At 67.0% G+C, this 16172-nt stretch carries 15 protein-coding genes and 2 riboswitches; of the genes, 9 read left to right on the top strand and 6 right to left on the bottom strand.

The features are described from left to right. Nucleotides 1-18: 18 nt before the first annotated feature. From paoC to GV044_RS11590, 6 genes are all read right to left on the bottom strand, one after another. The gene (paoC, locus tag GV044_RS11615; protein ID WP_159869703.1) at nt 19-2238 is read right to left on the bottom strand and encodes an aldehyde oxidoreductase molybdenum-binding subunit PaoC; all 2220 of its coding nucleotides are present in this window, start codon (nt 2236-2238) and stop codon (nt 19-21) included. Then, nucleotides 2235-3185 (bottom strand): xanthine dehydrogenase family protein subunit M, encoded by a 951-nt coding sequence (locus GV044_RS11610; RefSeq protein ID WP_159869700.1) that lies wholly within the window; start codon nt 3183-3185, stop codon nt 2235-2237. The genes paoC and GV044_RS11610 overlap by 4 nt, the downstream gene beginning before the upstream one ends. Beyond that, entirely contained in the window at nt 3182-3817 is a 636-nt protein-coding gene (gene paoA, locus GV044_RS11605) for an aldehyde dehydrogenase iron-sulfur subunit PaoA (protein WP_159869697.1), read from the bottom strand. The genes GV044_RS11610 and paoA overlap by 4 nt, the downstream gene beginning before the upstream one ends. Nucleotides 3818-4258: 441 nt before the next feature. Further along, nucleotides 4259-5521, bottom strand: a complete 1263-nt coding sequence (locus GV044_RS11600) for a cobyrinate a,c-diamide synthase (RefSeq protein ID WP_159869694.1) — start codon at nt 5519-5521, stop codon at nt 4259-4261. A gap of 29 nt (nt 5522-5550) precedes the next feature. After that, the gene (cobO, locus tag GV044_RS11595; RefSeq protein ID WP_159869691.1) at nt 5551-6162 is read right to left on the bottom strand and encodes a cob(I)yrinic acid a,c-diamide adenosyltransferase; all 612 of its coding nucleotides are present in this window, start codon (nt 6160-6162) and stop codon (nt 5551-5553) included. Further along, nucleotides 6159-6746 carry a hypothetical protein gene (locus GV044_RS11590; protein WP_159869688.1) on the bottom strand — a complete coding sequence of 196 codons (588 nt, stop codon included), beginning with the start codon at nt 6744-6746 and terminating at the stop codon, nt 6159-6161. Before GV044_RS11590 ends, cobO begins: the two co-directional genes overlap by 4 nt. A 228-nt stretch (nt 6747-6974) precedes the next feature. Next, a riboswitch (cobalamin riboswitch) is annotated at nt 6975-7180 on the bottom strand. A 115-nt stretch (nt 7181-7295) separates the two neighbouring features. Continuing rightward, a riboswitch (cobalamin riboswitch) is annotated at nt 7296-7487 on the top strand. Nucleotides 7488-7692: 205 nt separating this feature from the next. Between GV044_RS11590 and GV044_RS11585 the strand changes: the two genes are divergently transcribed. From GV044_RS11585 to cobU, 9 genes are read left to right on the top strand one after another with little or no spacing between them, the layout of a single operon-like run. Beyond that, nucleotides 7693-9615, top strand: coding sequence for a TonB-dependent receptor (locus GV044_RS11585; protein ID WP_236554884.1), 1923 nt, complete (start codon nt 7693-7695; stop codon nt 9613-9615). Continuing rightward, a complete protein-coding gene (locus tag GV044_RS11580) occupies nt 9616-10023 on the top strand; it encodes a DUF1636 domain-containing protein (RefSeq protein WP_159869682.1) in 408 nt (135 codons plus the stop codon). Continuing rightward, nucleotides 10020-11036: a nicotinate-nucleotide--dimethylbenzimidazole phosphoribosyltransferase gene (gene cobT / locus GV044_RS11575; RefSeq protein WP_159869679.1), complete on the top strand. Its 1017-nt coding sequence runs from the start codon at nt 10020-10022 to the stop codon at nt 11034-11036. Before GV044_RS11580 ends, cobT begins: the two co-directional genes overlap by 4 nt. Beyond that, a complete protein-coding gene (locus GV044_RS11570; RefSeq protein ID WP_236554883.1) occupies nt 11033-11617 on the top strand; it encodes a histidine phosphatase family protein in 585 nt (194 codons plus the stop codon). The genes cobT and GV044_RS11570 overlap by 4 nt, the downstream gene beginning before the upstream one ends. Beyond that, on the top strand, nt 11614-12324 hold the full coding sequence (locus GV044_RS11565; RefSeq protein ID WP_159869676.1) for an adenosylcobinamide-GDP ribazoletransferase: 711 nt from the start codon (nt 11614-11616) through the stop codon (nt 12322-12324). The genes GV044_RS11570 and GV044_RS11565 overlap by 4 nt, the downstream gene beginning before the upstream one ends. A gap of 5 nt (nt 12325-12329) precedes the next feature. Continuing rightward, on the top strand, nt 12330-13286 hold the full coding sequence (locus GV044_RS11560; protein WP_159871396.1) for an aminotransferase class I/II-fold pyridoxal phosphate-dependent enzyme: 957 nt from the start codon (nt 12330-12332) through the stop codon (nt 13284-13286). Continuing rightward, nucleotides 13279-14214: an adenosylcobinamide-phosphate synthase CbiB gene (cbiB, locus tag GV044_RS11555; protein ID WP_159869673.1), complete on the top strand. Its 936-nt coding sequence runs from the start codon at nt 13279-13281 to the stop codon at nt 14212-14214. The genes GV044_RS11560 and cbiB overlap by 8 nt, the downstream gene beginning before the upstream one ends. Further along, nucleotides 14202-15659, top strand: coding sequence for a cobyric acid synthase (locus tag GV044_RS11550; RefSeq protein WP_159869670.1), 1458 nt, complete (start codon nt 14202-14204; stop codon nt 15657-15659). The genes cbiB and GV044_RS11550 overlap by 13 nt, the downstream gene beginning before the upstream one ends. After that, nucleotides 15659-16165, top strand: coding sequence for a bifunctional adenosylcobinamide kinase/adenosylcobinamide-phosphate guanylyltransferase (gene cobU / locus GV044_RS11545; protein ID WP_201299055.1), 507 nt, complete (start codon nt 15659-15661; stop codon nt 16163-16165). Before GV044_RS11550 ends, cobU begins: the two co-directional genes overlap by 1 nt. Nucleotides 16166-16172: the final 7 nt, after the last annotated feature.

Here is a 16172-nt window from a genome sequence, read left to right as displayed (position 1 = left end):
GGTTGCAAGCGTCTCGCCTCAGGTAATCGTCGGCAGACGCTCCAGGTGCTTCTCCAGCGTGATCGGGTAATCGCGCACGCGCACGCCCGTCGCATTGTAGATCGCGTTCGCGACGGCCGCGCCGACCCCGCAGAGCCCCAGTTCGCCCACGCCCTTGGCCTTGAGCGGATTGGCGGTGGCGTCCGCCTCGTCCAGGAAGATGACCTCCTGGTGCGGGATATCGGCATGCACCGGCACTTCGTACCCGGCAAGGTCGTGGTTGACGAAGAAGCCGAACCGCGTGTCGACCGCCAGTTCCTCCATCAGCGCGCCGCCGACACCCATAGTCATCGCGCCGATCACCTGGCTGCGCGCCGTTTGCGGGTTGAGGATCCGGCCGGCTGCGCACACCGCGAGCATGCGCCGCACGCGGGTGACGCCCGTATACGCATCCACGCCCACCTCGACGAAGTGCGCGCCGAACGTGGACTGCTGGTAGGTCTTGCCCAGCTTTCCGTATTCGATCTTGTCCTCGGCCAGGAGTTCTCCGCTCTTGGTAGCATCCGCCAGCGCCGCGGTGCGGTTGCCGCTCTTCACCTGCCCCTCCTCGAAGACGGCATCGGCGGAGTTGAAGCCAAGACGCTGCGCAACGGCTTCGCGAAGCTTCACGCAGGCCGCATAGACACCTGCCGTCGAGTTGGCCGCGCCCCACTGACCGCCCGAACCCGCCGAAGCCGGAAAGCTCGAATCTCCAAGCTTCACCACGACCTTCTCCAGCGGCAGGCCCATCATCTCGGCCGCGGTCTGCGCCATGATGGTGTAGCTGCCGGTGCCGATGTCGGTCATGTCGCTCTCGATCGTGACCATGCCGTCAGTGCCGAGCCGAACCCGAGCACCCGATGGCCGGCTGATGTGGTTGCGGAAGGCAGCCGCCACGCCCATGCCGACCAGCCAGCGCCCGTCGCGCGACTGGGCCGGTTTGGCCTTGCGCTTGTCCCAGCCGAAGCGTTCCGCACCCTCTTGCAGGCAGCGGATAAGATTACGCTCCGAGAACTTGCGCGTCGGCGTCTTGGGGTCGACTTGCGTGTCGTTCTTGATGCGGAAGGCAATCGGATCCATGCCGAGTTGCTCGGCCATCTCGTCGACCGCGATCTCCAGCGCCATCAGGCCAGGAGCTTCGCCCGGCGCACGCATCGCGTTGCCTTCCGGCAGATCGAGCACCGCAAGCCGCATCGACGTCAGCCGGTTAGCGCCAGCGTAGAGCAGCTCGGTCTGGTTGACGGCCGTCTCAGGGCCGCCATTCTCGAGATCGCCCGATCCGCTCTCATGCGCGATCGCGGTGATGGTGCCGTCCTTGGTGGCACCGATACGCACGCGCTGGCGCGTCGCCGGGCGGTGGGTCGTGTTGTTGGCCATGAGCGGCCGCTGCAAGGCGAGCTTCACCGGGCGCTGGGCCGCACGAGCCGCTAGCGCGGCGAGCACCGAGTCCGAACGCAGGAACAGCTTGCCGCCAAAGCCACCGCCCACATACGGGGAGATCAGGCGCACCTTTTCCTTTGGGATGCCTAGCGTCTTGGCCATGTCGGCCTTGTTCCAGGCAATCATCTGGTTCGATGTCCAGAGCGTCAGCTGGTCGCCTTCCCAAGCCGCGATCGTCGCGTGCGGCTCCATCATCGCGTGGCTCTGATCGGGCGTAGCGTACCGCTGGTCTAGCTTTACCGGTGCTGCGGCAAAGGCCTCTTCGAACTTGCCGACGCGGTGCTCTGGTGGGGACTCACTTCCCTCCTTGCTGTCACCGCCGGTCAGCGGCGCCGTCTTCAGAAGCTCGTCCAGGTTGAAGCGTCCATTGATGCGCTCGTAATCGACGCGCACCAGCGCAGCAGCGGCACGCGCCTGTTCGAAGGTCTCGGCCACGACGACCGCGATGGCCTGGTGATAATGGTCCACCTCCGGTCCGCCCAGAAGCTTGGCGGTGTTCCGGTCGCCCTTGCCCAGCGGACCGGCCTCCTGCGCGGTGACGATGGTGACGACGCCGGGCGCACGGCGGGCCTCGTCGAGGTTGAGCGCCTTGATCCGGCCCTTGCCGACAGCGGAGCCGACGACGTAGCCGTAGGCGACCTTGGGCACCTCACGGTGATGCTCGTAGGCATATGTCGCTTGGCCGCTCGTCTTCAGAGGGCCGTCGATGCGCTCGTGCGCCTGGCCGACCACCTTCAGGCGGTCGATGGGGTTGGTCTCTGCGGGTGTTTCGAACTTCATGCGGCCCTCGCCTGTGTCATGATGCCCGCCAGCGTTCTTTCGACGAGTGGGACCTTGAATGCATTGTCGTGAGTGGGCTTGGCGCCCGCGAGCAACGCACCCGCAACGGCCTTTGCGCCCTGCGGCATCACCGCGTCGGCAGCCTCAACCCGCCAGGGTTTGTGGGCCACGCCGCCGAGCGCCACGCGCCCCGTGCCGTCGCTCTGGATCACCGCGGCCACCGATACGAGCGCGAACGCATAGGACGCGCGATCGCGGACTTTCTCGTACACCTGCTTACCGCCGATCGGCTTGGGCAAGGTGACGGCGGTGATGAGCTCGCCAAGCGTCAACGCAGTCTCGATGTGGGGCGTGTCGCCCGGCAGACGGTGAAAATCTGCGATAGGGATCGCACGGGTCGTGCCCTGCGGGTTCACTGTCTCGACCACCGCATCGAGCGCACGCATCGCCACCGCCATGTCGGAGGGGTGCGTCGCGATACACGCATCGCTCGAGCCGACGATCGCCAGCTGGCGCGAGTATCCGCCCAGCGCTCCACATCCCGAACCTGGCTTGCGCTTGTTGCACGGCATGTTGGGGTCATAGAAGTAAGGACAGCGCGTGCGTTGCAGCAGGTTGCCCGCCGTTGTAGCCTTGTTGCGCAACTGGCCGCTCGCCCCGGCGACGGTGGCGCGGGTCAGCAGCGGGTAGTCGCGGCGGACGCGCTGGTCGGCGGCCATGTCGGTGTTGGTCACCAGCGCACCGATGCGCAAGCCGCCATCAGGGGTCGCCTCGATCTTGTCGAAGCCCAGGTCCTGCACGTCGATCAGGTGCGTCGGCGCCTCGATCTCGATCTTCATCAGGTCGAGCAGGTTGGTGCCGCCCGCAAGGAACTTGGCGCCCGGCTTGGCCGCAGCGCGCGCGGCCGCGACCGGTTCCTTCGCGCGTTCGTATGTGAAAGCCTTCATGCCTTGGCTCCTGCGACCTCGGCCATGGCCTCGGCGATGTTCGAGTAAGCGCCGCACCGGCAGATGTTGCCGCTCATCCGTTCGCGCATTTCCATGTTGGTGGCTTGGGGCGCCTGCGACAGGTCAGCCTGAACTTGGCTGGGCACACCGCGCTTGATCTCGTCGAGAACGCCAACGGCCGAGCAGATCTGGCCGGGCGTGCAGTAGCCGCACTGAAAGCCGTCATGCTTAACGAAGGCCGCCTGCATCGGGTGCAGGTTGTCCGGAGTGCCGAGTCCCTCGATCGTGGTGACCTCGTCGCCTTCGTGCTGCAGTGCCAGGCTGAGGCAGGAGTTGATACGCCGATCGTTGACGATCACCGTGCAGGCACCACACTGGCCATGATCGCAGCCTTTCTTGGTGCCGGTCAGATGCAGATGCTCGCGAAGAGCATCCAGCAGAGTAGTGCGCGGGTCGAGTTTCAGCGTCTTCGTGGCGCCGTTGATCCGCAAGGACACTTGCGCGACCGGCACTTGCCCGCGCGGTGCGGCTGGCGGGGCCGCGATCGCCGGAGTGGACGCGACGACTGCCCCCGCTGCGCCGACCGCGAGTACGCCCCGCCGCGAAGTTTCTAAATCAGGAAGGGCGGGCATCAGATGCTCCTTGGGCAGCCGCGACGAGGTCGCGTTGGTAGACAAACTCAGACGACACCATGAAGTGTCAGGAATACTGATCGACGGAGCCTTGAGCTTGGCTCACTGCTTGCTCGAAACAAGGTATGCCCTTCGGGGCATCCCTTTAACACATGGTACGGCCAGGCCTCGACCAACCCCAGCCGCGCGCGAACATCAGGCGCAAGCTTCCCTACAGCTGCGAGATGGGCACTAGGTAGGTGACGAGACCCGCGGCGACAAACTCGCCATCTTGGAGAGCAGGTTAGGCAAGCCTCATGCTGCAATGCAAGATGAAAAAATGCGTGACAGCGGGATGAGTTCCGCCAGCTGCGATGCTGGCGGCTGCTGCGGGAGCGGATACCCATGCGTGAAGTCATGCTGCATGCACCTCTCGCGGCAAGCGACGGGTTCGAGGTGTTGCTAGCGGCCGAAGATCTGCGCCACAGCTCGGGGTGCCGACGGAAAGTAGAAGTGCATGTACGTGGCCGTCAGCCCGCCACGCCGGAAGATCGCCTCGCCAAGACGACCGTCCGGCCGCTCTGCCTGCCAAGTGCCGGCGAGCGTGGTTTCCAGTTTTGAATAGTGGAAGGTGTGCCCGCGCAAGGTGCCTGAAGGCAGGGTCGCTTGCTGCAGGCCGAGCGCGGCCAGGCGCGGCTGCATCGTTGCCGTGCCCGGCAGGAGTCCTGCCAGCGCAGCACGTTGGCCGCGACCATCATCAAGCTCGTCGAGGATGTAGAGCAGACCTCCACACTCGGCCAGGATCGGCTTGCCGGCATGGTGATGCGCTTGGATGGAGGCGATCATCTGGCGGTTAGCGGAAAGCGCCGCGAGATGCAGCTCGGGATAGCCGCCGGGCAGCCACACCGCATCGCAATCCGGCAGAGCGACGTCGCGCAAGGGCGAGAAGAACCGCGGTTGGCCACCCATGCTGCGCAGACATGCGAGGTTGGCCGGGTAGATGAAGCCGAATGCCTCGTCACGCGCGATGGCGATGCGCGTGCCTTGCAGAAGTTGTGGCAGGAGCTCGGTCGGATCGGGCGGGTCGAAGCGCACCGGCGGCGGCGTCCAGCTTGCATCGGGCGAAAGCGCCGCGGCGGCCTTGGTAATCCGTGCATCGATGTCGCCGATCTCGCTCGCCTGAACCAAGCCGAGGTGACGCTCGGGTAGCGCGACGTCGGGCTCACGCGTTAAGGCCCCGAGCCATTGCACGCCGGGTGCCAGGCTGCCCTCCAGCATGGCCGCGTGTCCAGCGCTGCCGACGCGGTTGGCGAGCACCGCCGCTACGTTCAGTTCGGGGCGGTAAGTCGCCAGGCCCTGCACCAGCGCTCCGAACGTCTGCGCCATGGCCGACGCATCGATGATGGCGAGCACCGGCAAGCCGAAGCGGATGGCGAGATCGGCGGCGGACGGCTCACCGTCAAACAGGCCCATCACGCCCTCGACCAGGATCAGGTCGGCTTCCACAGCCGCTTCGTGCAGCAGCCGGCGGCACTCCGCCTCGCCCACCATGAACAAGTCCAGCTGGTAGACGGGCGCCCCGCTCGCCTGTTCCAGGATCATCGGGTCGAGGAAGTCCGGCCCGCACTTGAACACGCGCACCCGGCGCCCAGCGTCGCGGTGAAGCCGGGCCAGCGCAGCCGTGACCGTCGTCTTGCCCTGCCCCGATGCCGGTGCAGAGATCATGAAGGCAGGGCATTGCACGGGCGCGAGGGTCACATGTCGATCCCGACCTGCGCCTTTACGCCATCCCGGAAGGCATGCTTTTCGTCACGGATCGCGCTGACGGTGTCGGCAAGTGCGATCAGCTCCTCGTGCGCCGCGCGGCCGGTGATGACGACGTGCTGCATGGCCGGTCGGTTCCTGATCGGCGGCAGCACTTCGTCGAGCGAGAGGTAGCGGTAGTTGATGAGGTAGGTCAGTTCGTCCAGCACCACCAGCGACACCGCGGGGTCGGCCAGCGCCAGCTTGGCCTTCTCCCACCCGGCCTGGGCCGTGGCGATGTCGCGGCGCAGGTCCTGTGTCTCCCAGGTAAAGCCCTCACCGCAGTTCTCCCAGGTGACGCCGGGCTGACGCGAAAGGAACGCGCGCTCGCCGACGTCCTGCTTGCCCTTTATGAACTGGAACACCGCCGCGGTGCGCCCGTAGCCGAGCGAGCGCGCGACCATGCCGAACGCACTCGACGACTTGCCCTTGCCGTTACCTGTAAGGACCAGCACAAGGCCCTTGTCGACTTTGGCCGCGGCGATGCGGGCGTCGACCACCTTCTTGTGCTTGGCGGTGCGCTCCTTGTGGCGGCGTTCTTCGTTGGTGAGGCTGTCGTTCACTTGGCGCGCGCTCGGCGCAGTTCGGGACGCGCGGTCAGCAGCGCAACATAGGCCGCGGCACCGACGCCAGACCACAGCAGCGTCGCGAGCAGCGTCCCGGGGAAGTACTTCTGCAAGCGAGGCAGGAACTCAGCCACGCTCGGGTCGGCGAAGCGGCCGCCCAGGAAGTAGAAACCGCCGCTGGAGAACAGGTTCGAGACAAACGTGGCTAGCAGCAGCAGCACCGCAGCGGGCAGCAGCGCAGACAGACGCTCGCCGAACTTGTCCGCGACGAAGCGACCGGCGAACCACATCACGCCGTAGGCCGGCAGGAGCATCCAGTAGGCGGGCGTGAAGCAGAAGCCGGAGCCGCCCATGACGTAGATCTTCCAAACGTCGATCGCAAAGCCGAGCAGGAACAGGGCGCCGAACGCCGTCGGCCGACGTACGAGGTAGCCCAGCACGAAGAAGCTGGCGAGGCTGGTGTCGGGCAGGTGCACCACGTGGCTCAAGGAATGGGTGCGCGTGATCAGCATGACGGCCGCGAGTGCGGCAAAAGTTGCGAGCTCGAAGCGTGGTGAGGCAAGTGCGAGAGATCGGTTCATGAGGGCTGTTCTTCCAAAGCTTGGACGTTGGATGGCGGCGAGAGCCCGAGGGCCGCGCCGTTCGCGTGAGAAGGGAGCACGGACAAAGCACAGCTTCGCCGCGAGGCTGGTCAGCGCTTGATCATGACTTCATGGCTCCCCTTCGACGCGACACACGAATGTCGTCCGCCAAGGGTCCTGCCCGCATAGATGCGAGCCCCTCGTCCGCCCGGTGCATCCCGCCCGCGCAGAGGAACGACGGCATCGGGCCGGTTTCCTGACTTTCCGGATCAAACGCGCTAGTCGCCGCCTTCTCGGGGAAGAGCCCCCAATGGCATTGTGGCGATGCGCTCACCAGTTACAGTTGCGGGAGCAGTGCCGGCTTGGGCGCCTTTCGACGCCGGCCCGGACTTCCCGATTAAGCTCTCTCGAGCACCCGATACATTCGCGGGGATAAGCCAAGTCTTGGCGCATCGCAAGCGGCCAACCGCCCCTCCCCCGCTCGACACCAGCGGATCTTAGTTCATGGACGTACAGTTCCACCCCTTGCGCTTCTCGCATCGCCACAGTAGGGGCCGCGCCGCGACAGGTTCCCCGCGAGGGGATCAAAAGGGAACTCGGGTGAAAGCCCCGGGCTGCCCCTGCAACTGTAAGCGGCGAGCCGTCCGGCCATTACGCCATTGGGACCATCAGTCCTGAGAAGGCGGCCGGAACGGCGCTGACCCGCAAGCCAGGAGACCTGCCTGACGCAGTCGTTCTTCATCCGGGCAGGGTGCACCGGGTGTTCGAGGTCCCTTGCTTCACCGCAAGGGTCATCCCTCGCGCAACGACAGCAACCGCCTTGCCGGGTGATCCCGCGCAAGGGGGAGTCATGTCGTGCCCTGCTTGGCGCAGGGGTTCTGCGCGCATGCCCCTCTTGCAACGGCCGACCGGCGGGCACGACGCCGTTTGCAAGAAGGGGATTCCCTTGATCCGTTCTACTTCCCTGGCCGCTGTCTCGGTCCTCTCCGCCCTCTTCGCCACCCCTGCCCACGCCGACGAAGCGCCCGACGAAAGCATCGTCGTCACCGCCTTTCGTGCGCCCGTCACGCAGGATCGCAACTCCGCCAGCGTCACCGTGCTGGACGAGCAGGCAATCGTGCATGCGCAGCCCATCGCCGTCAGCGACATCCTGCTACGCACCCCCGGCATCAGCCTTTCGCGCAATGGCGGCTACGGTACTGCGACTTCGCTGCGCATTCGCGGCGCCGACGCGGGCCAGACCGTCATGGTGATCGACGGCATGCGCCTGGCCGACCCCTCCTCCACCGCTGGGGGCTACGCTTGCTCGAACCTGATGCTCGACGACATCGAGCGGATTGAGATCCTGCGCGGGCCGCAATCGATCCTTTGGAGTAGCGACGCGATCGGCGGCGTGGTCAACGTCTCGACCCGCAAGCCCGAGAAGCCTCTCGAAGGCAGCATGGCGGCCGAGGCCGGCACGCACCAGACCGTCTCTGCTCGCGCCGGCATCGGCGGCACCAGCGAAACGATCGACTGGCGCATCGCTGGCTCCACCTTCACTACCGACGGCATCTCGGCTCGCGCCAATGGCACTGAGGACGACGGCTACACCCGCCAGGCGGCCAGCGGCACGGCCACGGTCAAGCTTGCGCCAGGCGTGTCGCTCGACCTGCGCGGCTACTGGGCGGATGCGAAGAACGAGTTCGACGGCACCAGCGGAGACTCACGCGCCTATGGCACTACCGAGGAGTGGTCGGGCTATGCGGGGCTGAACTTTGCCCTGCTCGACGGCAAGCTGGTGAACCGCATCGCGGCGCTGCAGACCGAGACCTACCGCCAGAACTTCGATCCCGCGCGCCGCATTCGCCAGATCAACTTCGACGCTCACGGCCGCATTCGGCGTTTCGAGTACCAGGGCACCTACCACGCTGCAGACATGCTCGACCTGGTGTTCGGCGCCGAGCGGGAGGAGCAGCGGATGACCACCGCTTCGCCGTCGAACACGCTGACGCCCTATGATCTGGTGCCGACGAAGGCGAACACCAACAGTGTCTACGGCCAGGTGCGCCTCACGCCCCTCACCGGCCTGACGCTCAACGCCGGCGCCCGCTACGACGACCAGTCACGGTTCGGCGGCAACACCGTGTTCAGCGCCGGCGCCGCCTACACTCCGGATCAGGGCGCGACAATCCTGCGCGCCAGCTACGACGAGGGCTACAAGGCGCCGTCCCTCTATCAGCTCTTCAGCATCTACGGCAAGGCCGGGCTGCAGCCGGAGAAGGCGAAGGGCTGGGAAGTCGGCGCGGAGCACCGCTTCGGCGAGATCTTCCATGCGTCCGCTGCGTGGTTCCAGCGCGACACCGACAACCTGATCGACTTCGCCAACTGTCCGACGCGCGGCCCGTTGCCGGCGCAGTGCTTCATACCGGGCACCACGACCACGCGCTTCGGGTACTATGCCAACGTCAAGCAGGCGCGCGCCCGCGGATTGGAACTGACCGGCTCGGCGCACTGGAACGTGCTGTTCGTCGAAGGCAACTATAGCTGGATTAAGGCCGAGGACCGTAGCGACAATGCCGCCTTCTACGGCCGCCAGCTCGCTCGCGTGCCGCGTCACCTGGCCAACGTGGAAGGCGGGTTCGAACTGCCGGCAGGCCTGCGCGCCAGCATCGCGGCGCGTTACTCCGGCAAGAGCTTCAACAGCGCCAGCACCACCGAGGTACTGGACGACTATTGGCTGATCGACTTGCGCGCGCAATGGCGCGTGGCCGAGGCGCTGACCTTCCAGGCACGCGTCGAGAACCTCGCCGACAAGGATTACCAGACGACCAGCGGCTACGGCTCGCTAGGCCGCACCGTCTACTTCGGCCTGAGGAGCCGATTCTAGATGCTGGAGCCGGTCAAACAGGGAGCAGCGGTGGTGGTCTGCTCCACCTGCCGCTTCTCCGCCGAAGCGCGCGACGACGAGAGCGGGCAGCGCGGCGGCGCGCTGCTCGCCGAGGCGATGCGCGCCGTGCAGCTTGAGGAGCCCGAGCTGGCGAGCGTAGCGGTGCAGGAAATGCCCTGCCTGTTCTCCTGCAAGCGCCACTGCTCGGTCCACATCCGCGCGCCGGGCAAAGTCGGCTACGTGCTGGGCGATTTCACGCCCGATCGCGAGGCAGCCCACGCGATCCTCACCTATGCGCTGCGCCATGCTGCCAGCGAAGAAGGCGTGGTCCGCTATGCCGACTGGCCCGCCGGCGTAAAGGGCCACTTCATCGTGCGCACGCCTCCTGAAGGGTATCTGTGCACATGATCTCCTTCGCGCACCGCTCTGCGTTCCTCGACGCCGTGACCCATCTGCCCGGCGCCTCGGAGCATGCGATCCGCGCCGCACGGGCACGGCAGGCGGAACTCACCAAGCCCGCCGGTTCGCTCGGCCGGCTGGAAGAGATCGCAGTGTTCATGGCAGGTTGGCAGGACAACCCACGTCCGCAACTCGGGTGCGTACGCGCAGCCATCTTCGCCGGAAACCACGGCGTGGCGGCGCGCGGCGTGAGCGCCTTTCCTGCCGAAGTCACGGCGCAGATGGTCGCCAACTTCGAGACCGGCGGCGCCGCGATCAACGTGCTCGCGCAGTGCGCAAGTGCGGAGCTGACGGTCGTTCCCCTCGATCTCGACTGCCCGACCGGCGATATCTCCAGGGATCCGGCGATGAGCGAGGCCGAGTGCCTCGACGCCCTCAACGCGGGCGCGGCCGTGGTCGCCCCGGACACGCAGCTGCTCTTGGTCGGCGAGATGGGCATTGGCAACACGACACCCGCGGCGGCACTCTGCGCGGCGGCCTTCGGCGGCACCGGAGCGCAATGGTGCGGCACCGGCACTGGCGTGGACGGCGCCGGGCTGGTGCGCAAGATCGACGCCGTAGAACAAGCGCTGGCGCTCCACCTGCCGCACTGCTGCGACCCATTCGAGACCTTGCGCCGGCTGGGCGGTCGCGAGATCGCGGCGATGGCCGGCGCCATGCTTGCCGCGCGGCTGCAGCGCGTTCCGGTGCTGCTCGACGGCTTCATCGCCTGCGCCGCCATCGCACCGATTGCTGCGCAGCATCCGCAGTTCACGCGTCACTGCCTTGCGGCGCATTGCTCCGCCGAGGCAGCGCACCAGTTGCTGCTCGATTGCCTCGGCCTCGAGCCGCTGCTGCGCCTCGATATGCGGTTGGGGGAAGGAAGCGGAGCCGCGTTGGCCGTGCCGCTGGTGCGTGCAGCAATGGCGACGCACGACCGCATGGCGACCTTCGCCGAAGCCGCCGTGGCGAGAGCCCAGTGACTGACAAGGTGGTGAGCGGGCGCGTCGTCCATCTCCTGCGTCACGGTCCGCCGACCCAAACCGGGTTGCTGCTCGGCCATACCGACGAGCCGGCGGTGACGGACGACTGCCCGCGCATGCTCCAACTCGCGCGCACCCTGCCACTGAGCGGCATCGCCACCTCGGACCTCGTTCGCGCCTCGGCGCAAGCGGCCAGCCTTGCGCGGCACCTGAACCTGCCGCTCAGCCTCGATGCACGATGGCGTGAGCTGAACTTCGGTACTTGGGACGGTCAGGCGCCGGCAAGCGTCGATCCCGAGGCTCTCAGGTCATTCTGGAACGATCCGGAGGGGCAAGCTCCGCCCGGGGGGGAACGCTGGTCGGAGCTGCGGGCACGCGTCTCCGCCGCCTTGACCATGCTGCGCAACCAAACCCTCGTCGTCACCCACGCTGGCGTGATGCGCGCGGCTCTCTCAGCGCTGACCGGTCTGGATCATCGAGCCGTTTGGGCGATCGACCTGCCTTACCGTGCACTGCTGAGCGTGCGCATCTGGCCCGAGGGCGCGGGGCAAGTCGTCGGTCTGCGCGGAGAGGATGTGTGAGGTCGCTCATCCTCGCCTTCCAATTCATGACGCGAGTGCCCTTGCCACAAGTCGCAGCCGAACCGCGCCACCTTGCTGCAGCGATCCGCTGGTTTCCCCTGGTCGGCCTCTTCGTCGGTACGTTCGTAGCCGGCGCGGCCTGGCTCGGCCTTCAGCGTGACACCTGGGTAGGGGCACTCCTCGCCCTGCTGGCATGGGTGGGGATCACCGGAGCGCTGCATCTCGACGGCTTGGGCGATGTTGCCGATGCCGCGGGCGCCGGCCATGGTGACCCGCGCCGGATTTCCGCAGTACTGGCTGACCCGCACATCGGCAGCTTCGGCGTGACGGCGATCGCCTTGCAGCTGATTGCCAAACTCGTCCTGTTGCATGCGGCGCTGTGCGGATCGCTGCTCCCGATCGTGTTCGTCCCCGCAATTGCCCGGATCGGTCCGCTGCTTTGGACACTGGTTCTGCCGCCGCTGCATCAAGGCCTGGGCAGCACGTTTGATGCGGGAGCGACCTGGACTGCCACCGCGGCCTGGCTCCTGACCTTCGGCGCCGCGAGCGTCGCCTTGGCACCGGCGCTGCTCTTCGCCTTACCAGCCTTTGCGCTGTGGGGCTGGTGGCTGCGGCTACGCATCGGCGGGATTTCGGGCGACGGACACGGCGCCGGCATCGAGGTGATCGAAACCATGCTGCTCGGTGCGCTGGTGCTCGCGGCGTGAGCGGCATGCACACCCATCACGGCGGGCGCCTGGCGGACGCGAGGGTGCGCTTCGGTGGCGAGGCTTGCGACTGGCTCGACCTCTCGGTCGGCATCAACCCAGAGGCCTGGGCACCTCCGTCGCCCCCGGAAGTGGACTGGCGCGCCCTGCCCGACCCGGCCGCTCTCGCCGAACTGGAGCGAGCTGCGGCGCAGTACTTCGGCGTGCCCCTGCACCTGTGCCTTGCAGTCCCAGGCAGCGAGGCGGGACTGCGGGCGCTCGGACAGGTGCTGCGCTTGCCAGGCGAGCATCTACCGCTGTGCTACGGCACGCACATCGAAGCCTTCGCGGCGACGCCGGAGCGTGGCGGTGCAAGCGTGCTCGTCATCGGCAACCCCAACAACCCCGATGGAGCGCTTACTTCGCGCGAGGCGATGTTGGAGGCGCTTGCACGGCAGGAGGCAGGCGGCGGCTGGCTGGTCGTCGACGAGGCTTTCGTCGACTGCGCACGCGAATGGAGCGTCGCCGATCTGGTAGCGGACAACCGCCGCCTGATCGTCACCCGCTCTTTCGGCAAGTTCTTCGGCCTTGCCGGCGTGCGCCTCGGCTTCGTCCTTGCTCCCACGGTCCTCCTTGCACGGTTGCGCCAGCTGTTCGGCGAATGGCCGGTCTGCGCCGCTGCCCTGAGCTTCGGCATCGCTGCCTACAACGACGTGCGCTGGATCGCGCGAACCCGCGCTGCGCTGCCCGCCGCCGCACGCGATCTCGACGCATTGCTGCTGGAGCATGGGCTCCAGCCAAGCGGCGCCTGTCCGCTGTTCCGGCTTGTCGAGGCGCCCGACGCGCATGGGCTATTCACCGATTTGGCAGGTCGGCACATCTTGACCCGTCCATTCGCCAACCACCCTCACCTTCTGCGTTTTGGTCTTCCGCCGAACCCTCAAGCCCTCGCCAGGCTCGGCATGGCGCTCGCGCGTGGTTGAGCCCGTCGCCTTTGTTGCCCTGGCGGTCGACGCCACGATCGGATGGCCGAACTGGCTCTACCGACGAGCCGGTCACCCCGTCGGCACCTTTGCGCGGATGATCGGATGGTGCGAGACGCGCTGGAATAAACCCCGCACCAGCCAGGCACTTCGCAAGCTGCTGGGTGTGGCGACGCTGGCAATCCTCGTCGCGGTCAGTGCGGGAACTGCGGCTCTGCTGGAGAGCGCGCTCCGCTATTTCGCCGGCCCATGGGGTTGGCTGCCCGTCGCGCTCGCAGCCTGGCCGGCGCTGGCGCAGCGCAGCCTCCTCGAGCATTACCGACCCATCGAAGTCGCGCTGGGAAGCGGTGACCTGCCGGCGGCGCGGCGCGCGGTCGGCATGATCGTGGGCCGCGATACGGCTCGGCTCGATGAGCCGGCCATAGCCCGCGCCGCGATCGAGAGCCTGGCGGAGAGTTTCTGTGATGGTGTGATCGCACCCTTATTCTGGCTTGTGGTACTCGGCCTCCCGGGCGTCTGGGCCTACAAGGCCATCAACACCGCCGACAGCCTCGTCGGCCATCCGGAAGAGCCACTGCGCGCGTTCGGTTGGGCAAGTGCACGCTTGGACGACCTTGCCAACCTCGTGCCCGCTCGGCTCTCCGCCGCGCTGATCTGCATGGCTGGTGGCGGTGGCTGGCGCGTGCTCTGGCGCGACCACGCGAAGCATGCCTCACCCAATGCCGGCTGGCCGGAAGCTGCCATGGCAGGAGTACTGAACGCGCGTCTGGCGGGTCCGATCCGCTACGACGGCATGCTGGTTGCCAAGCCGTGGATCGGCGATGGCGGCGAGGCAAATCTGGCGACAATGCAACAAGCGCGCCGCGTGTTCGTCCGCGCATGCGGGCTAGCCTGGATCGCGACGGGAGGTGTCGAGTGGCTGCTGTGATGCTGCAGGGAACAGGGTCGGACGTCGGCAAATCGGTGCTGGTCGCAGGACTGTGCCGCGCGCTGGCCAATTGGGGCCTGCGGGTGCTGCCGTTCAAGCCGCAGAACATGTCGAACAATGCGGCGGTCACCGTCGATGGCGGCGAGATCGGCCGCGCGCAGGCACTGCAGGCGCTCGCCGCCAGGGCCGAGCCGCATACCGACATGAACCCGGTGCTGCTCAAGCCCCAGGCGGACCGCACCTCGCAACTGATCGTCCACGGCCAGGTGCGCGGCACGCTGGGCTCCTCCAACTTTCGTGAGGGGCGCCGCAGCCTTTTGCCCGATGTGCTGCAAAGCTGGGAGCGACTGCGGGCACGATGCGACATCGTCGTCGTCGAAGGCGCGGGCTCCCCGGCCGAGATCAACTTGCGAGAGGGGGACATCGCCAACATGGGCTTTGCCCGCGCTGCCCGGGTGCCGGTCGTGCTGGTCGGCGACATCGACCGCGGCGGCGTCATCGCCTCGCTCGTCGGCACGCGCGCCGTCATTGAGCCCGAAGACGCAGCGATGATCCAAGGCTTCATCGTCAACAAGTTCCGCGGCGACCCCGCCCTCTTCGCCGACGGGTATTCCGCGATCGAGCAGCGCACCGGGTGGCGTGGCTTCGGCCTCGTGCCCTGGCTTCCTTGCGTGGCTCGCCTGCCGAGCGAGGACGCCGTCGTGCTGGAGCGAAATGCTCAGCGCAGCGAAGGCCGGGTCCTGGTGGCCTGCCCCATGCTGCCGCGCATTGCCAACTTCGATGACCTGGATCCGCTCAAGGCAGAGCCCGACGTCGATCTGGTCATGGTGCCGCCAGGCCGGCCCATCCCCGCCGATGCCGCGCTGATCGTCCTGCCAGGCTCCAAGGCGACAATCGCGGACATGCGCTTCCTGCGCTCGCAAGGATGGGACATCGACATCGCGTCGCACCATCGACGCGGCGGCATGATCCTGGGCATTTGCGCCGGGTACCAGATGCTGGGGCGCACGATCAGCGATCCGCTCGGCATCGAAGGTGCGCCAAGCGGCACCGCGGGCCTCGGCCTGCTGGAGGGAGAGACCGTGCTGGGCGAACGCAAGACCCTACGCCGGGTGAGCGGAACTGCTCTGGATCACCCATTCGAGGGGTACGAGATGCACATGGGCTCGACTGCGGTGCCTGCCGGCGCGCAAGCCTTTGCCTTCTTGGAAGAAGACCGACCGGACGGCTCGATCTCTCCCGACGGGAACGTCATGGGCACGTACTGTCATGGCCTGCTCGCGTCTGGCGCGCTGAGGCGAGCGCTGCTGGAACGGATCGGCGCCGCGAGCGACGCAGCGGACCATCACCATATCGTCGACACAGCGCTCGATGAACTGGCACGCGACCTGGAAGCCTGCCTCGACATCGACGCGCTGATCGCACTTGCGGGCAAGGCGGATTGATGCGGACGCTGTTCGTCGTCGGCGGAGCGCGCTCGGGCAAGAGCCGCTATGCGCAACAGCGCGTCGAGGCGCAGCCCGGCAGACTCGCCTTCATCGCGACGGCCGAGGCGCACGACGCCGAAATGACCGACCGTATCGCACGCCACCGCGCCGATCGGGGATCGCGCTGGAGCACCTACGAGGCTCCGCTCGAGCTGTCCGATGCTCTCGATCGGGCGAGCCGCGAGGCCGACGCCATCCTGATCGACTGCATGACGTTGTGGCTGTCGAACCTGATGCTGGCCGAACGCGATGTCGCCGCTTCCACGGAGGGCTTTGTGACGGCGATGGACCGGTGTTTGGTACCGTTAGCGATCGTCTCGAACGAAGTCGGGGGCGGTATCGTGCCGATGAACGAGTTGGCGCGCCGCTATCGCGATGAGGCCGGATGGCTCAACCAACGGCTCGCCGCAGCCGCGCATGAAGCCGTTCTTGTTGCGGCAGGTTTGCCGCTGACGCTGAAATGAGGTTGGC

This window comes from Novosphingobium sp. 9U (assembly GCF_902506425.1).
Classification (GTDB): domain Bacteria; phylum Pseudomonadota; class Alphaproteobacteria; order Sphingomonadales; family Sphingomonadaceae; genus Novosphingobium.
Note: the sequence above shows the minus strand (reverse complement) of the source record. Positions and strands in the feature narration are given on the sequence as shown.

Bases quoted from the DNA above. Each gene is read 5' to 3' on its own strand.
- paoC (WP_159869703.1), bottom strand. From the start codon at position 2,238: ATGAAGTTCGAAACACCCGCAGAGACCAACCCCATCGACCGCCTGAAG.
- GV044_RS11610 (WP_159869700.1), bottom strand. From the start codon at position 3,185: ATGAAGGCTTTCACATACGAACGCGCGAAGGAACCGGTCGCGGCCGCG.
- paoA (WP_159869697.1), bottom strand. From the start codon at position 3,817: ATGCCCGCCCTTCCTGATTTAGAAACTTCGCGGCGGGGCGTACTCGCG.
- GV044_RS11600 (WP_159869694.1), bottom strand. From the start codon at position 5,521: ATGATCTCTGCACCGGCATCGGGGCAGGGCAAGACGACGGTCACGGCT.
- GV044_RS11590 (WP_159869688.1), bottom strand. From the start codon at position 6,746: ATGAACCGATCTCTCGCACTTGCCTCACCACGCTTCGAGCTCGCAACT.
- GV044_RS11580 (WP_159869682.1), top strand. From the start codon at position 9,616: ATGCTGGAGCCGGTCAAACAGGGAGCAGCGGTGGTGGTCTGCTCCACC.
- cobT (WP_159869679.1), top strand. From the start codon at position 10,020: ATGATCTCCTTCGCGCACCGCTCTGCGTTCCTCGACGCCGTGACCCAT.
- GV044_RS11560 (WP_159871396.1), top strand. From the start codon at position 12,330: ATGCACACCCATCACGGCGGGCGCCTGGCGGACGCGAGGGTGCGCTTC.
- cobU (WP_201299055.1), top strand. From the start codon at position 15,659: ATGCGGACGCTGTTCGTCGTCGGCGGAGCGCGCTCGGGCAAGAGCCGC.